This is a genomic window from Streptomyces sp. RP5T, from assembly GCF_003933965.1.
In the GTDB taxonomy this organism is placed as follows: Bacteria; Actinomycetota; Actinomycetes; order Streptomycetales; family Streptomycetaceae; genus Streptomyces.
The window spans coordinates 1-22,622 of sequence record NZ_RSAJ01000082.1 but is presented as its reverse complement, the minus strand read 5'-3'; the positions used below and the strand labels follow the sequence as shown (position 1 = coordinate 22,622).

Below are 22,622 nucleotides of genomic sequence, written 5' to 3'. Positions count from 1 at the left end.
GCCCCGCACCGTGGCGACCGCACGGATCGACCCGGACACGCCGCCCCACGATCGCCCACCCGGCCGGGCCCGTCCGGATCCTTTCCGGCAAGCTCGGTGACTGACAGACCGTCCGCACCACCGCAGGAGTCGACGTCATGACCGACAAACTCACCGTGAGCGTCCTGGGCACCGGCATCATGGGCGCCGCGATGGCCCGCAACCTCGCCCGGGCCGGGCACACCGTCCGCGCCTGGAACCGCAGCGCGAGCAAGGCGCAGCCGCTGGCCGCGGACGGTGTCGAGATCGCCGGCAGCCCCGCCGAGGCCGTACGCGGCGCCGATGTCGTCCTGACCGTCCTGTACGACGGCCCCGCGGCCCTGGACGTGATGCGCCAGGCCGCCGAGGGGCTCCGCCCGGGCGCCGCCTGGGTGCAGTCGACCACGGCGGGCATCGAGGCGATCGCCGACCTGGCCGCCTTCGCCCGCGAGCACCGGCTGGTCTTCTTCGACGCGCCCGTGCTGGGCACCCGCCAGCCCGCCGAGGCCGGTCAGCTGCTCGTCCTCGCGGCCGGACCGGTGGACGGGCGGGGCGCGGTGACCCCCGTCTTCGACGCCGTCGGCGCCCGCACGGTGTGGACCGGCGAGGACGGCGCCGACGGCAGCGCGACCCGGCTCAAGCTGGTCGCCAACAGCTGGGTGCTCGCGGTGACCAGCGCGGCCGGCGAGACCCTCGCCCTCGCGAAGGCCCTCGGCGTGGACCCGCAGGGCTTCTTCGACGCCATCGACGGCGGCCCGCTCGACATGGGCTATCTGCGGGCCAAGTCGGCCATGGTCCTCGACGACCAGCTGACACCGGCCCAGTTCGCCGTCTCCACCGCCGCCAAGGACGCCCGTCTGATCGTCGAGGCCGGCGAGCGCGGCGGAGTCCGCCTGGACGTGGCCGCCGCGAGCGCCGAGCGCCTGGAACGTGCCGCCGCCCAGGGGCACGGCGACGAGGACATGGCCGCCGCCTACTTCGCGAGCTTCGACGAGAAGGCCTGACCCGAGACCGGAACACCCGCCCCCGAGCCCGACCCCGAGGAGGACGCCCCATGTCCAAGCCCCCGCTGCCGCCCGAGGCCGTCGAACTGCTGAGCCGACCCAACCCCTGTGTGATGGCGACCCTGCGCTCCGACGGAGCTCCGGTGTCGACCGCCACCTGGTACCTCTGGGAGAACGGCCGTGTCCTGATCAACCTCGACGAGGGCCGGGTCCGGCTGAAGCACCTGCGCCGCGATCCCCGCGTCACCCTCACCGTCCTGGCCGGCGACGACTGGTACACCCACATCACGCTCATCGGCCGCGTGAGCGAGACGTACGAGGACAAGGACCTCGCCGACATCGACCGCCTCTCCACCCACTACATCGGCCGCCCCTACCCGACCCGGGACCGCGGCCGGGTCAGCGCCTGGATCGAGGTCGAGCGCTGGCACGGCTGGGGCGAGATGAAGGACAACGACCAGGCGGGCGGCTGACGACCCGACAGGTCCACAGGGGCGAGGGCACCGAACGGTCCCTCGCCCCTCTCGCGCGCCCGTGTCCCGTACGTCAGACGTCGCTGCTCAGGGGATGGCTGAAGCCCTGGTCGGAGATGAGCCGGGCGCCCGCCGCGAGCTCGGTGGCGAAGCGTTCGACGGCCTCGTAGGGGAAGCGGTGGCTCGGGCCGCTCAGGGAGAGCGAGGCGACGACCTTGCCGGTGCGGCCCGTGACCGGGACCGCCACGGCGGTGAGCCCCTCGTCGAACTCGCTGCTGCTGACGGCGTACCCGCGCTCGGCCGCCTCCGTCACCCAGGACCGCAGCCGGTCGAGTTGCTCCTCGCCCTGCGGTGAGGCGAGGGCGACCCGGCGCAGGAACGCCTCGGAGGCGCCGCGCAGCAGGATCTTCGAGGAGGCACCGGCCCACAGCGGCTGCTCGTCGCCCACGTCGACGACATGGCGCAGCGGATGCGGACTCTCCTCGTGGGCGACGCAGATGCGGTGGACACCCCGGGCCACGAACAGGTTGACGGTCTCGCCGAGCCGGTCCGCGAGGTCGCGCATGACCTTGCGGGTCTCCTGCGGCACCTCCCACTGGCCGCGCGCGAGATAGGCCCAGCGCCACAGCGCGGGTCCCGCGGTGTAGCCGGAGGGGTGCGAGCCCAGCAGGCCGGTCTCCTCCAGGGTCTGCACCAGACGCAGCGCGGTGGTCTTGGCGAGCCCGGTGGCACCGGTGATCTCCCGCAGCGTGATCACCGGCCGGTCCTCGGTGAGCAGCGTGAGGATGTCGAAGGCCCGCCGCACACTGCGCACGCCGCCGGTGTGCTGCTCGCCGTCGCCCTCCGTCCGCGTCCGTTCGTCGTCCACCTGCTGCCTCCCCATACGTTCCCCGCGGTCCTCGACCGCTGCCGCCTCCGACCGTAGTCCGCTCTGCGGACCGGGGAAACCGCGACAGGGCGGAATGCCGGGTCGGCCCTTGTCCGTGCGGCCGGGGCCGCTTAGGCTGACCGCAGAGTGGATCGTTCGGTCCACCTAGTGGTTTACGGAGGTGGTACATGGTCCAGGGTGCAAGGACCTGATCGCCCGATGCCCGCCCCGGAGCCGCCGGAGCCGCCGGACGGGCCGCGAAGACCTGGATCGACCTCGGGAGCGACCATGCGCAAGTCCATCGCCACCGTCTGCCTCAGCGGCACCCTCACCGAGAAACTGACCGCCGCCTCACGGGCCGGCTTCGACGGCGTGGAGATCTTCGAGAACGACCTCCTCGCGAGCCCCCTCGCCCCCGAGGAGATCGCGGCCCGCACCGCCGACCTCGGCCTGCGCATCGACCTCTACCAGCCCATGCGGGACATCGAGGCCGTCCCGGAGGAGATCTTCGCCCGCAGCCTCCGGCGGGCCCGGCACAAGTTCGAGCTGATGCGCAGGCTCGGCGCCGACACCGTCCTCGTCTGCTCCAGCGTCTCCCCGCACGCAGTGGACGACGACGCCCTCGCGGCGGAGCAGCTGAGCCGACTGGCCGACCTGGCCCGGGAGTCCGGCGTCAGGGTGGCCTACGAGGCACTGGCCTGGGGACGGCACGTCAGCACGTACGACCACGCCTGGCGGATCGTCGAGGCCGCGGACCATCCGGCGCTCGGTACCTGCCTGGACAGTTTCCACATCCTCTCCAGGGGCTCCGATCCCAAGGGCGTCGAGGACATCCCCGGCGACAAGATCTTCTTCCTCCAGCTCGCCGACGCCCCGCTGATGGCCATGGACGTCCTCCAGTGGAGCCGCCACTACCGCTGCTTCCCGGGCCAGGGCGGCTTCGACGTCGCCGGACTCCTGCGGCACGTCCTGAGCACCGGATACGACGGCCCCCTGTCCCTGGAGGTCTTCAACGACGTCTTCAGGCAGGCGGACGCGGGCCGCACGGCGCTGGACGGACTGCGTTCCCTGCTCGCCCTGGAGGACAACGCCGGAGTCCTGCCGCTCCCGGCCCCGGTGATCCCCTCGGGCGTCGCCTTCGCCGAACTCGCCACCAGCGACCCCGAACCCGTCGGCGAACTCCTCGCGGCGCTCGGCTTCACCCGCACCGGCCGCCATCACGGCAAGCCGGTCGACCTCTGGGAGCAGGGCGAGGCACGCGTCCTGGTCAACACGGGCACCGCCGGGCGCCGCACCGACACCACCCTGGCCGCCGTGGGCCTGGAGACGGCGGACCCGGCCGCGTCGGCGCGGCGGGCGGAGGCCCTGCTCGCGCCCGCTCTGCCCAAACGCCGGGGCGCGCAGGACGTCCCGCTGGAGTCGATCGCGGCCCCGGACGGCACCGAAGTCCTGTTCTGCGCGACCGGCCGCCCCGAACTCCCCAGCTGGACCGACGACTTCGCGTACACGGCCGCGAGCGGGGCCGCGACCGCCCTCACCATCGACCACCTCGCGCTGACCCAGCCCTGGCACCACTTCGACGAGTCGGTGCTCTTCCACCGCACGGTGCTGGGCCTCAGCCCGCACGACACCGTCGAACTCGCCGACCCCTACGGCCTGTTCCGCAGCCGTGCCCTGTCGGCCTCCTCCGACGGGCCGCGCCTGGTCCTCAACCTCGCGCCCACACCCGGGGAGGGCGGTGAGACAAGGGCCCGGCACGTGGCGTTCGCCGTCGACGACATCGTCACCGCCGTCCGCCGCTTCCGGGCGGCCGGGGCGCGGATGATGCCCGTCCCGGCGAACTACTACGACGACCTGGCGGCCCGTTTCGACTTCGCCGAGGGGGAGTTGGAGACCTTTCGCGAGCTCGGCATCCTCTACGACCGCGACGAGCGGGGCGGCGAGTTCCGCCACTGCTACACCGAGACGGTCGGCCACGTCTTCTTCGAGTTCGCGCAACGCACCGGCGGTTACGCCGGGTTCGGTGCGGCCAACGCGCCCATCAGGCTGGCGGCACAGCGCAGGTAGGAGTCCGCACAGCGCCGCCGGGGCGAGCAGCAGGTGTGTCATCATCCGCCGATGACCTCCGAAACGATCACCGCGGACGCGGCAGGCACCTGGACACTCGGCGATCTCACCGTCAACCGCGTCGGCCTGGGCGCGATGCGGCTGACCGGCAGTGCGGCCTTCCACCTCGGCACCCCGAGCGACCGGAAGCGGTCGATCGCCGTGCTGCACCGGGCGAGGGAGCTCGGCGTCAACCACATCGACACGGCCGCCTTCTACTTCTCCTCGCTGCGGTCCGCCAACGAGCTCATCAACAGCGCGCTGTCCCCGTACCCCGACGACCTGGTGATCGTCACCAAGGTCGGGCCGCACCGCAACTACGCCGGGGAGTGGGCCACTTCGGCCCGTCCGGACGAGCTGCGCGGCCATGTCGAGGAGAACCTGCGGCAGTTGGGCCGCGACCACCTCGACGTCGTGAACCTGCGGCGGATGCGGCAGGACTCGATCGCCGAGCACTTCGGGGCCCTGGCCGAACTGCGCGAGGAGGGCCTGATCCGGCACCTCGGCGTCTCGGACGTCGAGCCCCGCCATCTCGCCGAGGCGCAGGCGATCGCGCCGGTGGTGTGCGTGCAGAACCGTTTCGGACTCGACTCCCGCGATCCCGGCACCGACGAGATCCTGCGGATCTGCGGCGAACAGGGCATCGCCTTCGTGCCGTTCTTCGCCATCGCGGGGGAGGGCGGCTCCCAGGGCGCCACGGCCGGCGACGACGAGGAGGTCCTGGCCGTCGCGCGGGCGCACGGCGCGACCCCCGCGCAGGTCCGGCTCGCCTGGACCCTCGCCCAGGGCCCGCACGTCCTCGCCATCCCCGGCACCGGCAACCCCGACCACCTCGCCGAGAACATCGCGGCGGGCGCCCTTCGGCTCACCGAAGAGGAACGGGCCACCCTCGACTCACTGCGTCAGACGGCCGGTTGAGCGGTCACACGACCCACACGCCGTCCTCCATGACATGCCGCCCGCGCATCTCGTGCACGCCGTTGAGGGCCTGCACGGAGCGCGGGCGCACCTGGAAGAAGGCGTAGGAGGAGCTGTCCTCGCGCGGATCCCAGCCCGTCTTCGCCTTGAAATTCTCGATCGCCGCGGCCGGCACCTCCGTCCCGCCGTACGTGCGCACCTCCCCGTCGATGAGCACCACGTCCTGGGTGTCGCCGAAGGCCAGCCGGGTGCGGCCGCCGTCGCGCAGATTGCGGCCCGTGGGATTGGTGATCCGCGTGGACAGCCAGACGGACTCGCCGTCCCAGACGAACCACAGTGCCACCAGACACGGCACCCCGTCGGCGTCCGCCGAGGCCACCCAGATGTCCTTCTCCCGCTCCAGACGGTCCAGTACGTCCCGCTTGCGCTGCTCGCCGCTCCGGCTCCCGGTGATCGTCATGCCCAGGACGCTACCGTCCACGCACCCGCACCGCCTCGGCCCAAAGCCCTACGCCCTGGGCCCCATTCGCCCCAGGCCCCGGACGATGAAGCGCTTTCGGTCAATCCATCTGGCACATTCCCGGCGGAAGCGGGTATTCCGCACGGCTCGGCACACGCTTCGCGCCCCTTTGGGCCGTTCCGCAGGTGTGAAGAGGCAGGGCCGATTCCGACGCGCATGGAAAGGGAGTTCGAGGGAACGGCGCGCTCGTTCGTGTGTTCCTTGTGACAGCTTGTGCGTCATCTGTGACCGATGGGGTCACGGGTTCTGACTTCCTGTGGGGGGAAGCTGATGCAGTTACGTGCTGCGCGCACGTCGTCTCGGCGTGCCCGGAGATCATCCAGAACCGTTCTCACCGCCGCCATCACCACCGCGGTGTTGGTCGTCGCCACCGCACCCGCTCTGGCCGGCCCGTCCGCACCGCCCCTGCCCAAGCCGGAAAGCCCGTGGACGAAGCCGACGAAGGCCGAGGCACCGGCCACCCCGGAGGGCGTGACCAAGGCCCCGGCCTCCCGCGCGGCGGCCGCACCGTCCTCCGAGGTCACCGCCTGGCGGGCAGCGCAGAAGGTCCGTGCCGCCGGGGTGGGGAAGGCAACCGGCGCCGGCGGCGCGACCGTTGCCGCGGGGATCCCTCCCTACGTCCCCGAAGGGCAGGGCCAGGTCCCGTGGCACCGGCTCCTCGACACCCGCCTCGACGACGCGCTGGTGGCGCGGGTGAACCTGTCCAACGGCAACCTGATGCTGGCGGCCACCGACTTCGACATCGCCGGCGTGGGCCGGAAACTCCAGCTCACCCGGACGTACAACAGTCTGGAAGCGCCCTGGGGCAAGATCTCCCAGCGCTGGTGGCAGGGGTATGAGCGCTATCTCCAGATCAACGACGGCGAGGTGGACGTCCTCGACGCCACCGGCGACTCGTTGCGTTTCAAGGAGACCAGCACCGGCGGCTTCACCACCCCGGCCGGCTACTCCAAGGACCTGAAGAAGAACACCGACGGCACCTACACCCTGACCGACCGCAAGTCGGGCAGCCGGGACACCTACGACGCGAACGGCACCCTGACCAAGGTCACCGACAAGAACCACGGCACGATCACCGTCGACCAGCACGACGAGTCCGGCGAGCACAAGGGCTTCAAGCTGACCGAGACCCGATCCGGCCGCTGGATCGACCTGGTCAGGACATACGCCGACCAGTGGCAGGCCAAGGACCACACCGGCCGCACCGCCGTCTTCGATCTCGACGCGGACGGCCTTCTCGCGAAGACCACCGACACCGCAGGCAAGGCGACCGTCTACGCGTACGATGGGGACGGCCGGGTGACGAAGGTGACCACGCCGGAGGGCACGGTCACCGTCTTCACGTACGACGACCAGAACCGCGTCACCTCGATGCTGCGCGCGACCGAGTCCACGAGCAGCGGCCACACCGGCCCGACCTGGCGTTACGACTACTCGGCCGCCACCCCGAAGGAGGCGGGTACGACCACGGTCACCGACCCGGACGGCGACCGGACGCTCCACACGCACAACGCGGACGGCGAGATGACCAAGGTCACCGATCCGCTCCAGCACTCCCGCCACAGCAAGTACGGCAACCACCTGGTGCAGAGCGCCACGGACGCGATGGGCACCGGCAGCGACGGCACCGGCGGCAACACCACCACCTACGGCTGGGATGCGCGCAACAACGCCACCTCCGCCAAGCTCCCGCTGGGCGCGACCGCCTCGGTGAGCGCGTACCAGACCGTCGCCGGCACTGATCTGCCCAACGACTTCACCAGCGCGGACGGTCGCAAGGACAGCTTCAAGTACGACACGAACGGCAACACGATGTCGGTGACCACCTCTGGCACCGCGGGCGCCACCCGTGAGTACACGTACAACAAGGCCACCCCGACCTGCGGCGGCTTCGAGGGCCAGCGCTGCACCGCCAAGGACGGCAACGGCAAGGTCACCTCCTTCACCTACGACAGCGAGGGCAACCTGAAGAAGGTCACCCCGCCCGCGCCGCTCGGCGAGACGACGTACACCTACGACGCGCTGGGCCGGGTGGAGACGGCCACCGACGGCCGCGGCATCAGGACGGTGTACGTCTACGACACCCGCGACCGGGTCAAGACGGTCTCCTCGACGAACCTCACCCTCACGTACTCCTACGACGGCGACGGCAACCTGAAGGTCCGCACCGACGCCTCCGGCACCACCAAGTGGGACTACGACAGGCTGAACCGGGAGAAGGTCCGCACCCTGCAGAGCGGCGCACAGACCGCGCTCGCCTACACACCGGGCGGGGACGTCGACTACTACACCGACCCCACCGGCAAGACCGACTACACCTGGGATGCCGCGGGCCGCCTGGACTACCTGACCGACCCGGCCGGCAAGAAGACCGACTTCGACTACGACAACAACGACAAGCGCACCAAGACCGTCTACCCCGGCGGCACCACCCAGTCCGTCGGCATCGACGAGGACGGCCGCCCCAAGTCCGTCAAGACGACCTCCGGCACGACCACCCTGGTCGACCTGGCCTACAGCTACGCCAACGCGGGCAAGGACACCACCAAGATCCGCACCCGCACCGACAACACCACCAAGTACAGGACCAGTTACACCTACGACTCCCAGGACCGCCTGTCCTACGCGCTGGAGGCCGACTCGGCCGGCACCCGCAAGGCGTCCTGGCTGTACTGCTTCGACAAGGCCGGCAACCTCACCTCCCAGGACGGCACCGCCTCCACCTGCCCCGGCAGCGCGGTCTTCACCTACAACGACGCCAGTCAGCTGACCGGCCAGACCGGCTCCACCACGCCGTGGTCGTACGACAAGCTCGGCAACGAGACGGCCGGTGGACGCGTCGCCGCCTCCGCACGCACGAACGAGACCTGGACGGACCACAGCCAGCTCTCCGCCATCACGGTCGCCGGCACCGCCTACGACCTGGTCCACGCGGGCACCGACAACTACGAGCGCACCAAGCTGGGTTCGACCTGGTTCCACCACACCGCCCTGGGCCTGGCGTCCACGACCACCAACGGCGTCGACACCGGATTCATCCGCGAACCGGCGGGCACGTTGAACTCCATGACGACTGGGGGGAAGTCCTACTACTACCTCACCGACGCCACCGGCAACGTCCTGGGCCTGGTCGACGACGCGGGCAAGCGCACCCACACCTACGCCTACGGCCCGACCGGCCTGCCCCGCGGCACCACCACGGAGGCCGTGCCCCAGCCGTTCCGCTACAGCGGCTCCTACCTCGATCCCACGGGCCTGTACAAGATGGGCGCCCGCTACTACGACCCCCAGCTCGGCCGCTTCACCCAGCCCGACCCCTCGGGACAGGAGAAGAACGCCTACCTGTACGCCGGCGGCGACTTCGTCAACAACAGCGACCCCACAGGGTTGTTCAGCTTCGGTGATGTCACCGGAATCGGCGACTGGGTCTCCTTGGCCTACCAGACGGCCACGGGCGACACACAGGGCGCGAACGCCACGAAGATGGGCATGATCATGGGCATCGGGCTGGAAGGCCTGTGCGCGGCCGGCGCGGCAGCGGGCGCGTTCGCCACGCTGGGCCTCTCCGTCGGCGCGGGGTTCACCGGCTGCTCGGTGGTGGCCGCCGGAGCCGCCGCGGCCACGTCGTACGTCTACGGAAACATGTAATCCCGGTGCGGGAGAGGGCGCTGCGCAGCGCCCTCCCCCCACACCGTCACCTCCGATGGAGCGAAATGCGTGTACTGGCTGTAACGGCTTTCTCCATGGTCGCTCTGGTGTGCGGCGTCCTCTTGGCGGTCATGGGCGTCAGTGACCTGCTGAACGGCAGCACCGGCCGTGGACTCGTCGTCCTGTTGCCCGGCGTCGCGCTGATGGCCGGCGCGGCCTACTTTCTGCGGACCGCGAGGAGGAACCGATGACACTCGCCGCACTCATGCCGAACTCGGCGTCCGCCCTGCCGCTCTGGGGGATCATCACGATCATCGTGGTGTTCCTCGCCGCTCTCCTCGTCGTCGTCGGTCGACGACGATGACGGTCGGCAGGCACCCCGGAGTCGAGCCCACCCGGTGAGCCTGCACCGGTGTCGGAGCCGTCGAACCACGAGGCGGCAGCCGTGCCGCGCACGGTCCCGGCCGCGCCGGTCACCGCGTGACGACCCGTCCAGTGCCCCCGGCCGAAGCAGGCGCGCCTACCCCAGCCGCTCGTGCAGGAACGGCACCGTGGCCTCCCACGCGCGCGTCGCGGACCCGGCGTCGTAAACCTCCGGGCGGCCGTCGTTGAAGAAGGCGTGGTTCGCCGGGTAGAGGCGCAAATCCGGGGTGATCCCGGACTGCTCGCGGACGGTCTCGCGCAGGGCGTCGAGGCTGTCCGCCGGTATGGTCTCGTCGAGTTCGCCGTAGTGGCCCAGGATCTGCGCCCTCAGGCCCGAGAAGTCCGGCAGCTCACCCTGGATCACGCCGTAGAACGGCACGGCCGCGCTCACCCGGGAGTCGGCCGCCGCCAGGTACAGGACGAACCCGCCGCCCATGCAGAACCCGACCGCTCCGACGGTGTCCGAGGTGACCTCGTCCAGTGAGAGCAGGTGGTCCACCGCGCCGGACAGCAGCTCCACGCCCCGTGAGACCGGCAGCTCCTGCATCATCCGCAGGGCCTCCGCGCTCTCGTGGGCCACATTGCCGCCGTACAGGTCGGGAGCGAGCGCGACGAAACCCTCCGCCGCCAGCCGGTCGGCGACGTCGGCGATGTGGTCGGTCAGTCCCCACCACTCCTGGATCACGATGACGCCCGGCCCGCTCCCGGACGGCGGCAGCGCCAGATAACCGTGCGCGGTGGTGCCGCCGCTCGGGAACGTGACGTTCTGGCGGGCGGGTGCTCCGGTCGACTTCGGCAGTTCGGCCATGGTGCTCGACTCCTGTGCGGTCCGGCGGAAGGGGGCGCCGGAGCCGTGACCCCGGCGGTGATCCGCCAGCCTGCCACGTGCCGCACGGCCCGCCGACGGCAGCCCCGGAAACCGGACTGGCGCCCCCGTAGTTTTACGTATAACCTCTCCCGTCAACCACCTGTCCCGAGAGGTACCGATGAGACGCGTCGCCCTGGTCACCCTCGTCGTCGACGACTACGACGAGGCGATCCGCTTCTACACCGATGCCCTCGGCTTCCGGCTCGTCGAGGACACCCCCCGCCCCGACGGCTCCCGCTGGGTCGTCGTGCGACCGGACGGGCGCGACGGCGGCACCGACCTGCTGCTCGCCCGCGCCAAGGACGAGGCCCAGCGGGGCCGGGTGGGGAACCAGACCGGCGGCCGCGTCGGCTTCTTCCTGCACACCGACGACTTCGCCCGCGACCACGCCCGCATGCTCGCCGCCGGCGTGATCTTCCTGGAAGAGCCGCGCCACGAGCCCTACGGCTCCGTCGCCGTCTTCCAGGACCTGTACGGAAACCGCTGGGACCTGCTCCAGCCCGCCGACTGACCCTCCCGCCTCCCCGCTCGACGTTCGAGGAAAGACCCCGCCATGACCGCTACGCGCGTAGACGCCGACCTGATCCGCCGCCTCCCCAAGGCCGTCCTGCACGACCACCTCGACGGCGGCCTGCGCCCCGCCACCGTGGTGGAGCTCGCGGCACAGGTCGGCCACACCCTGCCCACCACCGACCCGGACGAGCTCGCCGCCTGGTACTTCGAGGCCGCCAACTCCGGCGACCTGGTGCGCTACATAGCCACCTTCGAGCACACCCTCGCCGTCATGCAGACCCGCGAGGGCCTGCTGCGCACGGCCGAGGAGTACGTCCTCGACCTGGCCGCCGACGGCGTCGTGTACGGCGAGGTGCGCTACGCCCCCGAGCTGAACACCCGCGGCGGACTGACCATGGCCGAGGTCGTCGAGACCGTCCAGGAGGGTCTGGCCGCCGGCATGGCGAAGGCCGCCGCCGCGGGCACCCCGGTGCGGGTCGGCACCCTGCTGTGCGGGATGCGGATGTTCGACCGGGTGCGCGAGGCCGCCGACCTGGCCGTGGCCTTCCGGGACGCCGGTGTCGTCGGCTTCGACATCGCCGGCGCCGAGGACGGCTTCCCGGCCGCGGACCACCTGGACGCCTTCGAGCACCTGCGCCGCGAGAGCGTGCCCTTCACCATCCACGCCGGTGAGGCCCACGGCCTGCCCAGCATCCACCAGGCCGTGCAGGTCTGCGGCGCCCAGCGGCTGGGACACGGCGTGCGGATCACCGAGGACATCGTCGACGGCAAGCTCGGCCGGCTCGCGGGCTGGGTCCGGGACCGCCGTATCGCCCTGGAGATGTGCCCCACCTCCAACCTCCAGACCGGCGCGGCCACCTCCATCGCCGAGCACCCGATCACGGCCCTGAAGGACCTGGGCTTCCGGGTCACCCTCAACACCGACAACCGGCTGGTGTCGGGGACGACGATGACCCGCGAGATGTCCCTGCTGGTGCAGGAGGCGGGCTGGACGGTCGAGGACCTGCGCACGGTCACGGTGAACGCGCTCAAGAGCGCCTTCCTCCCCTTCGACGAGCGCAGGGCCCTCATCGAGGACGTCGTCCTGCCGGGCTACGCGCTCTGAAGCAGCCCCCGCAGATAGGCGGCCTGTCCGACGTGCTGCAGATCGTCGGACAGGACGCTGACCAGCCGTACCCCGAGGGTGACCGGCGGATCCCAGTTCTCGTCCACCACGCGGTCCAGGTCCTCGGCGGTCAGCCCGCGCAGGGCTTCGAGACTCCGGGCGTGCACGGCGTCGTAGTAACCGGTCAGCAGGTCCGCGGAGTCGACCCGCACCTTGGCGACCTGCGCGGAGGTGTGGCCGTAGCCGATGTCGCGCGGCTTCAGGTCGAGGCCGAACCGCTTCTCCCAGTCCTGCGTCAGCCACACCTGGTCCAGGCCGAGGGCGCCGGCCACGTGGTCGTCCTGGACGCGGGTCAGGTGCCAGACCAGCCACGCCAGGGAGTTGGCGTCCGGCCCGGGGCGGTGATTGAGGTCGTCGGGGCCGAGGCCCTCGACGACGGCGTGGACTTCTTCCTGGATGCGGCCGAAACCGTCGATGAGGATGTCCTTTGCATGCATGACATCAACCATCGCGCATCGGCCCGCGGCACGCGTGGGGGTCCGGCTTTCGTGTCACGCGCCGAGGGCACGCTTCCCGTGTCACGCGTCCGGAATCCAGCTCCCGTGGAAGCCGAGCGGCACCCGGCCCGGCAGATGGATCCGGGCCACCGGCTCGCCCGTGAAGTCCTGCGCCGCCAGGATCACCAGGTCCGAGGCCCCGCGCTCGGGGTTGTGGACATACGCGATCGCGTACCCGTCGTCCTCGGCGGCCCGCTCGTCGCAGGGGTCCGACGCCACGAACACGGCCTCGCTCGCCGCCGCGCCCCGCGGCAGCCGGTGCACCTGCGAGGTGCCGCGCAGCAGGTCGTGCTTGATGAGCGCGTTGCTGAAGGCCCGGTCGGGCGGCGGATCCCCGTCGACCGCCTGATAGGCCACCACCATCTCGGCGGAGGCCGCCGAGTACCCGTAGCGGTGCCGGCGGGACACCAGCGCCTCGTTGACGCGCGGGAACTCCTGGGGGCGGTCGTCGAGGGTCCGGGTCCGTACCCGACCCTGACGCAGATCGACGGTCCAGCGGTCCAGGCGGGGGGTGCCCGCTCCGTACGGGCCACCGGAGCCGTTGCCCGCCACGAGGAAGTGCGCGTCGAAGTTGGTCATGTCGATGACCAGGTTCGACCCCTCCTCGTAGGCGTTGAGGGTGTGCGAGTAGTACACCGGGTCGACCTCGAACCAGCGGACCGCGCCCCCGGCCCGCGGCAGTACGCCCACCCTCGCCGGATGCCGGTCGTTCCAGACGTACGGCACGATGTCGCCGCGCTCGGCGCCCGCCGGGTCGAAGGTGACCGGCATGTCGAGGATGATCACGTACCGCTCGGTGAGCGCGAAGTCGTGGATCATGGGCGCGTCGGCCACCGGGACCCGCGTGCTGCGCGAGACGCGTCCCGTGGGGTCCACGACCAGGTGCCGCAGGTGGTCCCAGGTCGGGTAGTAGGCGATCGCGTGCAGCTCACCGGCGTACGCGTCGAACTTGGTGTGCGCCGTGAACGCGCCCTCCAGGGTGCCCCGGAAGTCGTAGGTGCCCACCGTGTTCAGCTCCCCGTCGAGCTCGTACGGCAGCGGACCGCTCTCCTGCAGTGCCAGGATCCGCCCCCGGTGGGGGATCACATGGGTGTTGCAGGGGAAGTCGTCCGGCGGCACCGGACCCGGACGGGGCTCGCCGAGCTTCTTCGCCACCTGGGAGGAGCGCACCCAGCGGTTGCGGTACCACTCGGCGCGGCCCTCGCGCAGCCGGACGCCGTGCACCATTCCGTCGCCGAGCATCCAGTGGTGGGCTCGGGGGTCCTCCAGGCCCAGCACATTGGGGCCGTTGCGCAGGTAGCGGCCGTTCAGCTCGCGGGGGATGCGCCCGGTGACCGGCAGGTCGAAGGCGGTCAACTCCTCGGTGACCGGCTCGAAGGCGCCCTCCAGGAACGGGAAGCGGCGCACCGGTGCCTGCCGTTGCGCCGCGGCGGCGGGTCCCGCCCCCACTCCCGTGCCGGCCAGTCCGCCCGCGGCCGCGAGCGCCGCCGCGCCGCGCAGCACGTTCCGTCGTGTCGGGGACGTGGATCGTGTGTGGTCCGTCATCTTCCCTGCTCCTGACCGCAGTTGGTTGAGGTGACGGTCACGAGTCTGTGGCGTGGGGCGGCTCGCGTCAGGAGTGGTGAACCCCGTCCTGGGGGTGGTGCCAGGCCCCCTCTTCCGCGCGGCGGCTCAGCCGTCCAGCAGGGCCATCAGCGCCCGCGCCGCCGGACTGGTCGCCTGCGGGGGCGGCAGCAGGGCGACGGTCTCGTACACGGTCTCCCCGGTGCCCTTGACGGGCAGGGCCGTCAGCGACGGCCGCTTGTGCCGGAAGTGCTGCGGCACGACGGCCACGCCGAGGTTCTCGTCGACCAGGTCGAGGAGGCTGTGCACGTCGTTGACCTCCAGCGCCACCGTCCGGCGCACACCCGCTTCGGCGAAGACGGCGTCGGTGGTGCGGCGCGGCCCCCAGTCCGGGTGGAAGTCGACGAAGACCTCGCCGCCCAGGTCCTCCGGGGTCACGGCCGCGCCGGCCGCCGCGAGCGGGTGCGTGGGATGGCACAGCACGGTCATCGGCTCGCTGGTCAGCGGTACGGCCCGCAGCTGGTCGCTCTGCTCCCGCGTGCCCCGCACGGCGAACGCCAGGTCCAGCCGCCCGGCGGTGACCTCGTCGGCGAGCGCGCCCGAGCCCGCCTGCCGCAGACAGATCTCCACGTCCGGATGCTGCCGCCGGAACGCGGCCAGCAGCCCCGCCACATGCACCCCGGCGATGCACTGCTCGGAGCCCAGCGCGAGCATCCCGCGCAGCACCCCCTGCACCGCGGCCACCGCCTCGTGGGCGGAGCGCACCTGTGCGAGGATCCGCTCGGCCTCACCGAGCAGGGCCCGCCCGGCCGGGGTGAGCGTCACCCGGCGGGTGGTCCGCACGAACAGCGGGGTCTGCAGCTCCCGCTCCAGCGCCCGGATGGAGGCGGACAGCCCGGACTGGGACACCAGGAGCCGCTCGGCGGCCCGGGTGAAGTGCTGGTCCTCGGCGACCGCCACGAAGTGCTGGAGATGACGCAGTTCCATGATTGAGAAGCCTAGCCGCTGAATTCCATCGGATTCTTCTGTTGGACCACTGCCCCGAGGTCGCGAAAGATGGGGCGGAGGTTCAAGAGCCCTGCTCACGCCGTGCCAACCCCTCTGGAGTCGCGTTGTACACCGCACACCCCGACCGCTACGCGCGGATGCCCTACCGGCGCACCGGACGCAGCGGCCTGAAGCTTCCCGCGATCTCGCTGGGCCTGTGGCACAACTTCGGCCCGGCGGACCGCACGGTGGAGACCCAGCGAGCCATCCTGCGCCGCGCGTTCGACCTCGGTGTCACCCACTTCGACCTCGCCAACAACTACGGTCCGCCGCCCGGCGCCGCCGAGTCCGCGTTCGGCGAGGCCCTCAAGGCCGACCTCGCGGGCTACCGCGACGAGCTGATCATCTCCACCAAGGCCGGCTATCTGATGTGGCCCGGCCCGTACGGCGAGTGGGGCTCCCGCAAGTACCTGCTGTCCTCGCTGGACCAGAGCCTGACCCGGATGGGCCTGGACTACGTCGACATCTTCTACTCGCACCGCCCGGACCCGGACACCCCCCTGGAGGAGACCATGGGGGCCCTGCACACCGCGGTCCAGCAGGGCAAGGCCCTGTACGTCGGCATCTCCAACTACTCGGCCGAGCAGACCCGCGAGGCCGCCCGCATCCTCGGCGAGCTCGGCACCCCGCTCCTCATCCACCAGCCGCGCTACTCGATGCTGGACCGCCGCCCCGAGGACGGCGGTCTCCTCGACGCGCTGGACGAGCTCCAGGTCGGCTCCATCGTCTTCTCCCCGCTGGAGCAGGGCCTGCTCACCGGCCGCTACCTCGACGGCATCCCCGAGGACTCCCGCGCCGCGAGCGACAGCCCCTTCCTGAACTCCGACGCGCTCACCGAGGACCTGGTCCAGCGGCTCCGCGAGCTCGACGGCATCGCCAAGGACCGCGGCCAGACCCTCGCCCAGATGGCCCTGGCCTGGGTCCTGCGCGGCGGCCGCGTCACCTCGGCCCTGGTCGGCGCGAGCAGCCCCCAGCAGATCGAGGACAGCGTGGGCACCATCGCCAACCTGGACTTCGACACGGAGGAACTGGCGAGGATCGACGCGATCGTCAAGGCGTGACGGGCGGGTGCGCCGAGCCGTGACCGACGCGGCCGCGGCGAGCCCCGGAACCCGGGCACCGGTCACAGGCCGGTGCCCAGGCCCCGTTGACCCCGGCGTCCCCATGGCCACAGGGTGAAAGGTGCACCCCGCACCTTCACTTGCCGTGGGAGAGCCGCCGTATGCCCCAACTGTCCGAACACCTGCGCCAGGCCACACCCGTCGTCGTGGAACGCGGCGAGGGAATCCACCTCTTCGGCGCCGACGGCCGCCGCTATCTGGACTTCACCGCCGGAATCGGCGTCACCAGCACCGGACACTGTCACCCCAAGGTCGTCGCGGCCGCCCAGGAACAGGTGGCCACCCTGATCCACGGCCAGTACACGACGGTCATGCACCGCCCCCTGCAGCGGCTGGTCGACCGGCTCGGCCGGGTGCTCCCCGAGGGACTCGACAGCCTCTTCTTCGCCAACTCCGGCAGCGAGGCCGTCGAGGCGGCCCTGCGGCTCGCCCGCCAGGCCACGGGACGGCCCAACGTCGTCGTGTGCCACGGCGGTTTCCACGGACGTACGGTCGCCGCCGCGTCGATGACCACCTCGGGCACCAAGGTCCGCACCGGCTTCGGCCCACTGATGGGCGGGGTCGTCATCACCCCCTTCCCGCACGCCTTCCACTACGGCTGGGACGAGGAGACCGCGACCCGCTTCGCGCTGCGCGAGTTCGACCAGCTGCTCCAGACCGTCACCGACCCCGACGACACCGCGGCGGTCATCGTCGAGCCGGTCCTCGGCGAGGGCGGTTACGTGCCCGCCAACACCGCCTTCCTGCAAGGGCTCCGCGAACGCGCCGACCGGCACGGCATCCTGCTGGTCCTCGACGAGATCCAGACCGGGGTCGGCCGCACCGGACGCTTCTGGGGCCACGAGCACTTCGGTGTCCGCCCCGACATCCTCATCACCGCCAAGGGACTGGCCAGCGGGTTCCCGCTGTCCGGCATCGCCGCCTCCGCCGAGCTGATGCACCGGGCGCGGCCCGGTTCGCAGGGCGGCACCTACGGCGGCAACGCCGTCGCCTGCGCGGCCGCCCTCGCCACCCTCGACGTCGTCGAGGAGGAGGGCCTGGTCGCCAACGCGGCCGCGATGGGCGCCCGGCTGCGCACGGGACTGGAGGAGGTCGCCGCGAAGACGCCGGCCGTCGGGGACGTCCGGGGCCTCGGGCTGATGCTGGCGAGCGAGTTCGTCACCGACACGGGGGAGCCGGACGCCGACACCGCGGCCCGGGTGCTGCGGGCCGCCGTCGCGGAGGGCCTGCTCCTGCTGCCCTGCGGTCCGTGGGGCAACGTCGTGCGCATGATCCCGCCGCTGATCGTCGACGCGGCCGGGATCGACGAGGGGCTGCGCGCCTGGTCGGCGGCGGTGGCCGCGGCCACCGCCGGATGAACTGCTCGCCCGCGACCTTCCGTGGAGGCATCCGCACATGACCGACGTGATCGACACCGTCCCCAAGCAGCTGCACATCGGGGGGAGTTGGCTGGACGCCGCCGAGGGCGCCCGCTTCCCCGTGGACGACCCCGCGACCGGCGAGCGGCTGTGCGAGGTGGCCGACGCCTCGCCCGCCGACGGCCGGCGCGCCCTGGACGCGGCCGTGGCGGCACAGCGCGACTGGGCCGCCACCGCACCCCGCGCCCGCAGCGAGATCCTGCGCCGCGCCTACGAGATCCTCCTCGACCGGCGCGAGGACCTCGCCCTGCTGATGACCCTGGAGATGGGCAAGCCGCTGGCGGAGGCGCGCGGCGAGGTCGCCTACGCGGCCGAGTTCTTCCGCTGGTTCTCCGAGGAGGCCGTCCGTATCGACGGCGGCCTGACCCGCACACCCGACGGCGCCAACCGCGTCCTGGTGATGCGCCAGCCGGTCGGCCCCTGTCTGCTGATCACCCCGTGGAACTTCCCGCTGGCCATGGGCACCCGCAAGATCGGCCCCGCGGTCGCGGCCGGCTGCACGATGGTCCTCAAGCCCGCCCCGCAGACGCCGCTCTCCAGCCTCGCCCTCGCCGGGATCCTCGCCGAGGCCGGGCTGCCGGACGGCGTGCTCAACGTGGTGACCACCACGGACGCCGCCGGCGTGGTCGAGCCCCTGCTGCGCGGCGGCCGGGTGCGCAAGCTGTCCTTCACCGGCTCCACCCAGGTCGGACGGCTCCTGCTCGCCCAGTGCGCCGACACCGTCGTACGGACGTCGATGGAGCTGGGCGGGAACGCCCCCTTCATCGTGTTCGAGGACGCCGACCTCGACCGGGCGGTCGAGGGGGCGATGGTCGCCAAGATGCGGAACATGGGCGAGGCGTGCACCGCCGCGAACCGCTTCTTCGTCCACCGCTCGGTCGCGGAGGCGTTCTCCGCCCGGCTCGCCGAGCGCATGGCGGCCCTCACCGTCGGCCCCGGCACCGAACCCGCCAGCCAGGTGGGCCCGTTGATCGACGCGGCCGGACGCGCCAAGGCCGACGATCTGGTCCAGGACGCCGTACGGCACGGGGCGAAGGTGGTCACGGGAGGCCGGGTGCCGGACGGGCCGGGCCACTTCTACCCGCCGACCGTCCTCACCGGAGTCCGCCCGCAGTCACGTCTGATGCAGGCGGAGATCTTCGGACCGGTCGCCGCCGTCCTCACCTTCGACACCGAGGACGAGGTCCTGCGGGCCGCCAACGACACCGAGTGGGGCCTGGTCGGCTACGTGTTCACCCGGGACCTCGACCGCGCCCTGCGGGTTGGGGAGCGGCTGGAGACCGGGATGGTGGGCGTCAACACCGGCCTGGTCTCCAACCCGGCGGCCCCCTTCGGCGGGGTCAAGCAGTCCGGCCTCGGCCGCGAGGGCGGACGGGTCGGCATCGAGGAGTTCCTGGAGTACAAGTACCTCGCCATCCCCGTGGTGGAGGCCTGATCAGCCGGTCCGCTCCTCGATGCGCACCGTCACGGTGTCGCCCGCCTCCTTGCCGATGGCCTTTCTGACCTCGGCCTTCACGGGCAGCATGTGGGTGCCGTCGCCGAGGGCCATGAAGGAGCTCTGGAAGGGGTGCCCGTCGATCGTCCCGCGGACCTTGACGAGACCGCGGGTGCCGAAGAACTCCACGGAGGACGGCCAGTGGACACAGGTCCAGCTGCCCTTCTCCGGGTTCTTGCTGAGGACCGCGGTGAATTCCGCGTCCACTTTTCCGGTCGTGGCCATGATGTTCTCCCTCGCCGACGGCTTCTCCTCCAAGAGACCACCGGCGAGGGGAAAACTCATCGCGGCCGCCTCTCACGCTCCGGCGGGCACCCGGTCCAGGAAGCCGTGCACGCTCCTGATCCGGCCGTCCCCGGCCAGTGTGATCACATCGGATCCGGCGACCGGCGCCGACCCTCCCCCAGAGGGGGCACCCCCAGCCTCGCTCACCAGCTCCCACGAGAACCTCGCCGTGTCGTGATGGCCGTCGACCGCGCCGACCATCCGGAAGGCGAACCCCGGGAACTGCTCGTGGGCCGCCGCGATCACCGCGGCGATCTCGTCGTGGCCCGCCACGTCGGCGAGCGGGTCGGTGTAACCGCCGTCCACCGCCCAGGCGGCGGCCACGGCCTTGGCGCGGGCCTCCGGCTCACGCGCGTTCCATGCCTCGAAGTAGCGGGCGACGGCACTTTCGTAACGGTTCGTGTTCGCGGACATGGGACATCAGCCTCCATCGAGGTCGTCCGTGCTGGTGGGACCTGGTGGGACAACCCTGCCCGGGGCGCCCGGAGCCGTCGATTACCTCCGGGGTCATGACGTTTGAACGAGTACCCGTCAGATTTCGGCCAGAAGGGCGGGTGAATATGCCAGGAGACTGGCCAAAAAGACGTGGTGACAGTGTTTCAGTAGTGAACATACTCGACTGACAGGCCCTTCACATCGAGCGAAGAGCCCGTCACATACAGCAGCAAGAACCGCGTACCGCACAAGAGGCGCACGGAAAGCGAGGCCCTGCCGGCAGTCGAGGGAGCAAGCGGGGGAGTGGATCGTGCACGACGAATTCCTGTGCCACGTCACGGGGTACGGCATCTGCGACGGACGGCGCATCGGCGTACCCCTCGGGACCTACCGCGCGCCCACCCTTGCCCTCGCCCTGTGGTGGTTACGCGACCGGGCCTCGTGGATCGCCGACCGGCTGGACCCGCAGCCCGGGGCCGAGTACATCCCGCCGGGCGCCCTCGCCCCCGTCGCCGACACCGTGCTCGACGTGCCCGCAGTGATGCGGGCCTGGTGTGCCGATCTGTACCAACAGGAGCTGGTCGCCGACGAGTTGGCGGCCGGGCGGCTGGTCAGGATCGCCGCGTGCGACGACACCACCGAGTACGAACTGCTCGCCGAGTCCGTGGACGCCGTGAGAATGCACCGGATGGCCTCGGCGCTCTTCACTCCCGTCGCCTGAGCCGCGCCACCGCTCCTCGCCCGCCGCAGCCATGCCCGCTCGCCGCCACCCGATCCCCGTCGCCGGGCGGCCAAAGGGGTGAATCGCTAGAATTCAGGCATGGCGGAGCGGCCGGTCGCACCGACGGCGCCCGAGCTCGTCCTGGAGACCGACACCGGCTCCACGGTGATGAGCCCGGGCCACGACTACCACGTCGGACGCGACCCGTTGAGCGACATCGTGATCGACGATGCCCGGGTCTCGTGGCACCACGCGGTGCTGCGACCCGAGGCCGGTCATTGGACCATCGAGGACGAGAACAGCACCAACGGCACCTTTGCCGACGGCCGCCGGGTCCGCGAGTGGGCCGTCGGCCCCGGCAGCGTCATCCACTTCGGCAGCCCCTCCGACGGACCCTGCGCGGTCCTGCTGGGCCTGCCCGCCCCCGAGCGCCCCTCGGCGGTCTCGATGCCCGGCCTCACCGGCACCTTCCGCAGGCCCACGGCGGTCCGCCCACTGCCCACCCGCACGGTCCGCATCGGCCGCGCCGACGACAACGACCTCGTCGTCGACGACCTGGTCGTCTCCCGCCACCACGCCGAGCTGCACGCCCTGCCCGACGGCAGCTACGAGATCGCCGACCTCGGCAGCCACAACGGCACCTACCTCAACGGCCGGCCCGTCACGAGCGCCCCCCTCGGCGCCGGGGACATCGTCGGCATCGGCCACTCGGCGTTCTGCCTCGTCGGCGACACGCTCCAGGAGTACGTCGACACCGGCGAGGTCTCGCTCGACGTCCAGGACCTCACGGTCGCCGTCGACCGCGGCCGCAAGACCCTGCTCGACCACGTGTCCTTCCCGGTGGGGGAGAAGTGCCTGCTCGCGGTCGTCGGCCCGAGCGGCGCCGGCAAGTCCACCCTCCTGAACGCCCTCACCGGCCAGCGCCCCGCCGACCACGGGACCGTCCTGTACGACGGCCGCGACCTCTACCGCGACTACGCCGAACTGCGCCAGCGCATCGGCCTGGTCCCGCAGGACGACATCCTGCACGCCCAGCTGACCGTCCGCAGCGCGCTGTCCTACGCCGCCGAACTGCGCTTCCCGCAGGACACCGCGAAGGCCGAACGCCGCGAACGCGTCGACGAGGTCATCCGCGAGCTCGGCCTGGAACAGCGCGCCCGCCAGCCCGTGCACAGCCTCTCCGGCGGACAGCGCAAGCGGGTCAGCGTGGCCCTGGAACTGCTCACCAAACCGTCGCTGCTCTTCCTGGACGAACCGACCTCCGGCCTCGACCCCGGCATGGACCGCTCGGTCATGCACATGCTGCGCGGCCTGGCGGACGACGGCCGCACGGTCATCGTCGTCACCCACAGCGTCCTGAGCCTCGATGTCTGCGACCGCCTCCTCGTCCTCGCCCCCGGCGGACGGATCGCCTACTACGGCCCGCCCGAGGACGCCCTCCCCTACTTCGGCTTCACCCAGTGGCCCGAGGCGTTCGAAGCCTTCGAACGCGACCAGGACCGCGACTGGGCGGGCG

At 71.5% G+C, this 22,622-nt stretch carries 21 protein-coding genes; 13 read left to right on the top strand and 8 right to left on the bottom strand.

The genetic code is table 11. The features are described 5' to 3' along the window. Positions 1-137 precede the first annotated feature (137 nt). Positions 138-1,022 carry an NAD(P)-dependent oxidoreductase gene (locus tag EHS43_RS12110; protein WP_125190620.1) on the top strand — a complete coding sequence of 295 codons (885 nt, stop codon included), beginning with the start codon at positions 138-140 and terminating at the stop codon, positions 1,020-1,022. Between the two features lie 50 nt (positions 1,023-1,072). Then, positions 1,073-1,495, top strand: a complete 423-nt coding sequence (locus EHS43_RS12105; RefSeq protein ID WP_125190619.1) for a PPOX class F420-dependent oxidoreductase — start codon at positions 1,073-1,075, stop codon at positions 1,493-1,495. A gap of 73 nt (positions 1,496-1,568) precedes the next feature. Here EHS43_RS12105 and EHS43_RS12100 read toward each other — a convergent pair whose 3' ends face one another. Beyond that, complete coding sequence (locus EHS43_RS12100) at positions 1,569-2,378, bottom strand: IclR family transcriptional regulator (protein WP_125190617.1); 810 nt, start codon at positions 2,376-2,378, stop codon at positions 1,569-1,571. 273 nt (positions 2,379-2,651) lie between these two features. Between EHS43_RS12100 and EHS43_RS12095 the strand changes: the two genes are divergently transcribed. After that, entirely contained in the window at positions 2,652-4,430 is a 1,779-nt protein-coding gene (locus EHS43_RS12095; protein ID WP_125190615.1) for a bifunctional sugar phosphate isomerase/epimerase/4-hydroxyphenylpyruvate dioxygenase family protein, read from the top strand. A 51-nt stretch (positions 4,431-4,481) separates the two neighbouring features. Further along, the gene (locus EHS43_RS12090; RefSeq protein ID WP_125190613.1) at positions 4,482-5,387 is read left to right on the top strand and encodes an oxidoreductase; all 906 of its coding nucleotides are present in this window, start codon (positions 4,482-4,484) and stop codon (positions 5,385-5,387) included. Positions 5,388-5,391: 4 nt separating this feature from the next. On the opposite strand, the gene EHS43_RS12085 is transcribed toward EHS43_RS12090, so the two are convergent. Then, positions 5,392-5,847, bottom strand: a complete 456-nt coding sequence (locus EHS43_RS12085; protein WP_125190611.1) for a pyridoxamine 5'-phosphate oxidase family protein — start codon at positions 5,845-5,847, stop codon at positions 5,392-5,394. A gap of 417 nt (positions 5,848-6,264) precedes the next feature. On the opposite strand from EHS43_RS12085, the gene EHS43_RS12080 reads away from it, so the two are divergent. Together EHS43_RS12080 and EHS43_RS46385 are read left to right on the top strand one after the other, a co-directional pair. Then, positions 6,265-9,555, top strand: coding sequence for an RHS repeat-associated core domain-containing protein (locus EHS43_RS12080; RefSeq protein ID WP_260470484.1), 3,291 nt, complete (start codon positions 6,265-6,267; stop codon positions 9,553-9,555). Positions 9,556-9,620: 65 nt separating this feature from the next. Further along, positions 9,621-9,806: a hypothetical protein gene (locus EHS43_RS46385; protein WP_185806217.1), complete on the top strand. Its 186-nt coding sequence runs from the start codon at positions 9,621-9,623 to the stop codon at positions 9,804-9,806. Between the two features lie 269 nt (positions 9,807-10,075). On the opposite strand, the gene EHS43_RS12075 is transcribed toward EHS43_RS46385, so the two are convergent. Continuing rightward, positions 10,076-10,786 (bottom strand): dienelactone hydrolase family protein, encoded by a 711-nt coding sequence (locus EHS43_RS12075; RefSeq protein ID WP_125190610.1) that lies wholly within the window; start codon positions 10,784-10,786, stop codon positions 10,076-10,078. Between the two features lie 178 nt (positions 10,787-10,964). On the opposite strand from EHS43_RS12075, the gene EHS43_RS12070 reads away from it, so the two are divergent. Together EHS43_RS12070 and EHS43_RS12065 are read left to right on the top strand one after the other, a co-directional pair. Next, a complete protein-coding gene (locus EHS43_RS12070) occupies positions 10,965-11,357 on the top strand; it encodes a VOC family protein (RefSeq protein WP_125190608.1) in 393 nt (130 codons plus the stop codon). Between the two features lie 42 nt (positions 11,358-11,399). Next, on the top strand, positions 11,400-12,464 hold the full coding sequence (locus EHS43_RS12065; RefSeq protein ID WP_125190606.1) for an adenosine deaminase: 1,065 nt from the start codon (positions 11,400-11,402) through the stop codon (positions 12,462-12,464). Here the strand turns inward: EHS43_RS12065 and EHS43_RS12060 are convergent. From EHS43_RS12060 to EHS43_RS12050, 3 genes are all read right to left on the bottom strand, one after another. Continuing rightward, complete coding sequence (locus EHS43_RS12060; RefSeq protein WP_125190604.1) at positions 12,452-12,961, bottom strand: DUF664 domain-containing protein; 510 nt, start codon at positions 12,959-12,961, stop codon at positions 12,452-12,454. The two genes, EHS43_RS12065 and EHS43_RS12060, sit on opposite strands and share 13 nt — an antisense overlap. 81 nt (positions 12,962-13,042) lie before the next feature. Continuing rightward, positions 13,043-14,566, bottom strand: a complete 1,524-nt coding sequence (locus EHS43_RS12055; protein ID WP_125190603.1) for a carotenoid oxygenase family protein — start codon at positions 14,564-14,566, stop codon at positions 13,043-13,045. A gap of 126 nt (positions 14,567-14,692) precedes the next feature. Then, positions 14,693-15,571 (bottom strand): LysR substrate-binding domain-containing protein, encoded by an 879-nt coding sequence (locus EHS43_RS12050; RefSeq protein WP_125190601.1) that lies wholly within the window; start codon positions 15,569-15,571, stop codon positions 14,693-14,695. Between the two features lie 125 nt (positions 15,572-15,696). On the opposite strand from EHS43_RS12050, the gene mgrA reads away from it, so the two are divergent. From mgrA to EHS43_RS12035, 3 genes are all read left to right on the top strand, one after another. After that, on the top strand, positions 15,697-16,692 hold the full coding sequence (mgrA, locus tag EHS43_RS12045) for an L-glyceraldehyde 3-phosphate reductase (RefSeq protein ID WP_125190599.1): 996 nt from the start codon (positions 15,697-15,699) through the stop codon (positions 16,690-16,692). A gap of 161 nt (positions 16,693-16,853) precedes the next feature. After that, entirely contained in the window at positions 16,854-18,110 is a 1,257-nt protein-coding gene (locus EHS43_RS12040; RefSeq protein WP_125190597.1) for an aspartate aminotransferase family protein, read from the top strand. Positions 18,111-18,147: 37 nt separating this feature from the next. Next, entirely contained in the window at positions 18,148-19,605 is a 1,458-nt protein-coding gene (locus tag EHS43_RS12035; protein ID WP_125190595.1) for an NAD-dependent succinate-semialdehyde dehydrogenase, read from the top strand. Here EHS43_RS12035 and EHS43_RS12030 read toward each other — a convergent pair whose 3' ends face one another. Then, complete coding sequence (locus EHS43_RS12030; protein ID WP_125190622.1) at positions 19,606-19,890, bottom strand: DUF1905 domain-containing protein; 285 nt, start codon at positions 19,888-19,890, stop codon at positions 19,606-19,608. Between the two features lie 72 nt (positions 19,891-19,962). Beyond that, positions 19,963-20,364, bottom strand: coding sequence for a nuclear transport factor 2 family protein (locus EHS43_RS12025; protein WP_125190593.1), 402 nt, complete (start codon positions 20,362-20,364; stop codon positions 19,963-19,965). Between the two features lie 331 nt (positions 20,365-20,695). Here EHS43_RS12025 and EHS43_RS12020 point away from each other — a divergent pair, with 331 nt between their 5' ends. Next, positions 20,696-21,106 carry a hypothetical protein gene (locus EHS43_RS12020; protein WP_125190591.1) on the top strand — a complete coding sequence of 137 codons (411 nt, stop codon included), beginning with the start codon at positions 20,696-20,698 and terminating at the stop codon, positions 21,104-21,106. A 99-nt stretch (positions 21,107-21,205) separates the two neighbouring features. Then, on the top strand, positions 21,206-22,622 hold a 1,417-nt coding region (locus EHS43_RS12015), incomplete at its 3' end, for an FHA domain-containing protein (protein WP_125190589.1).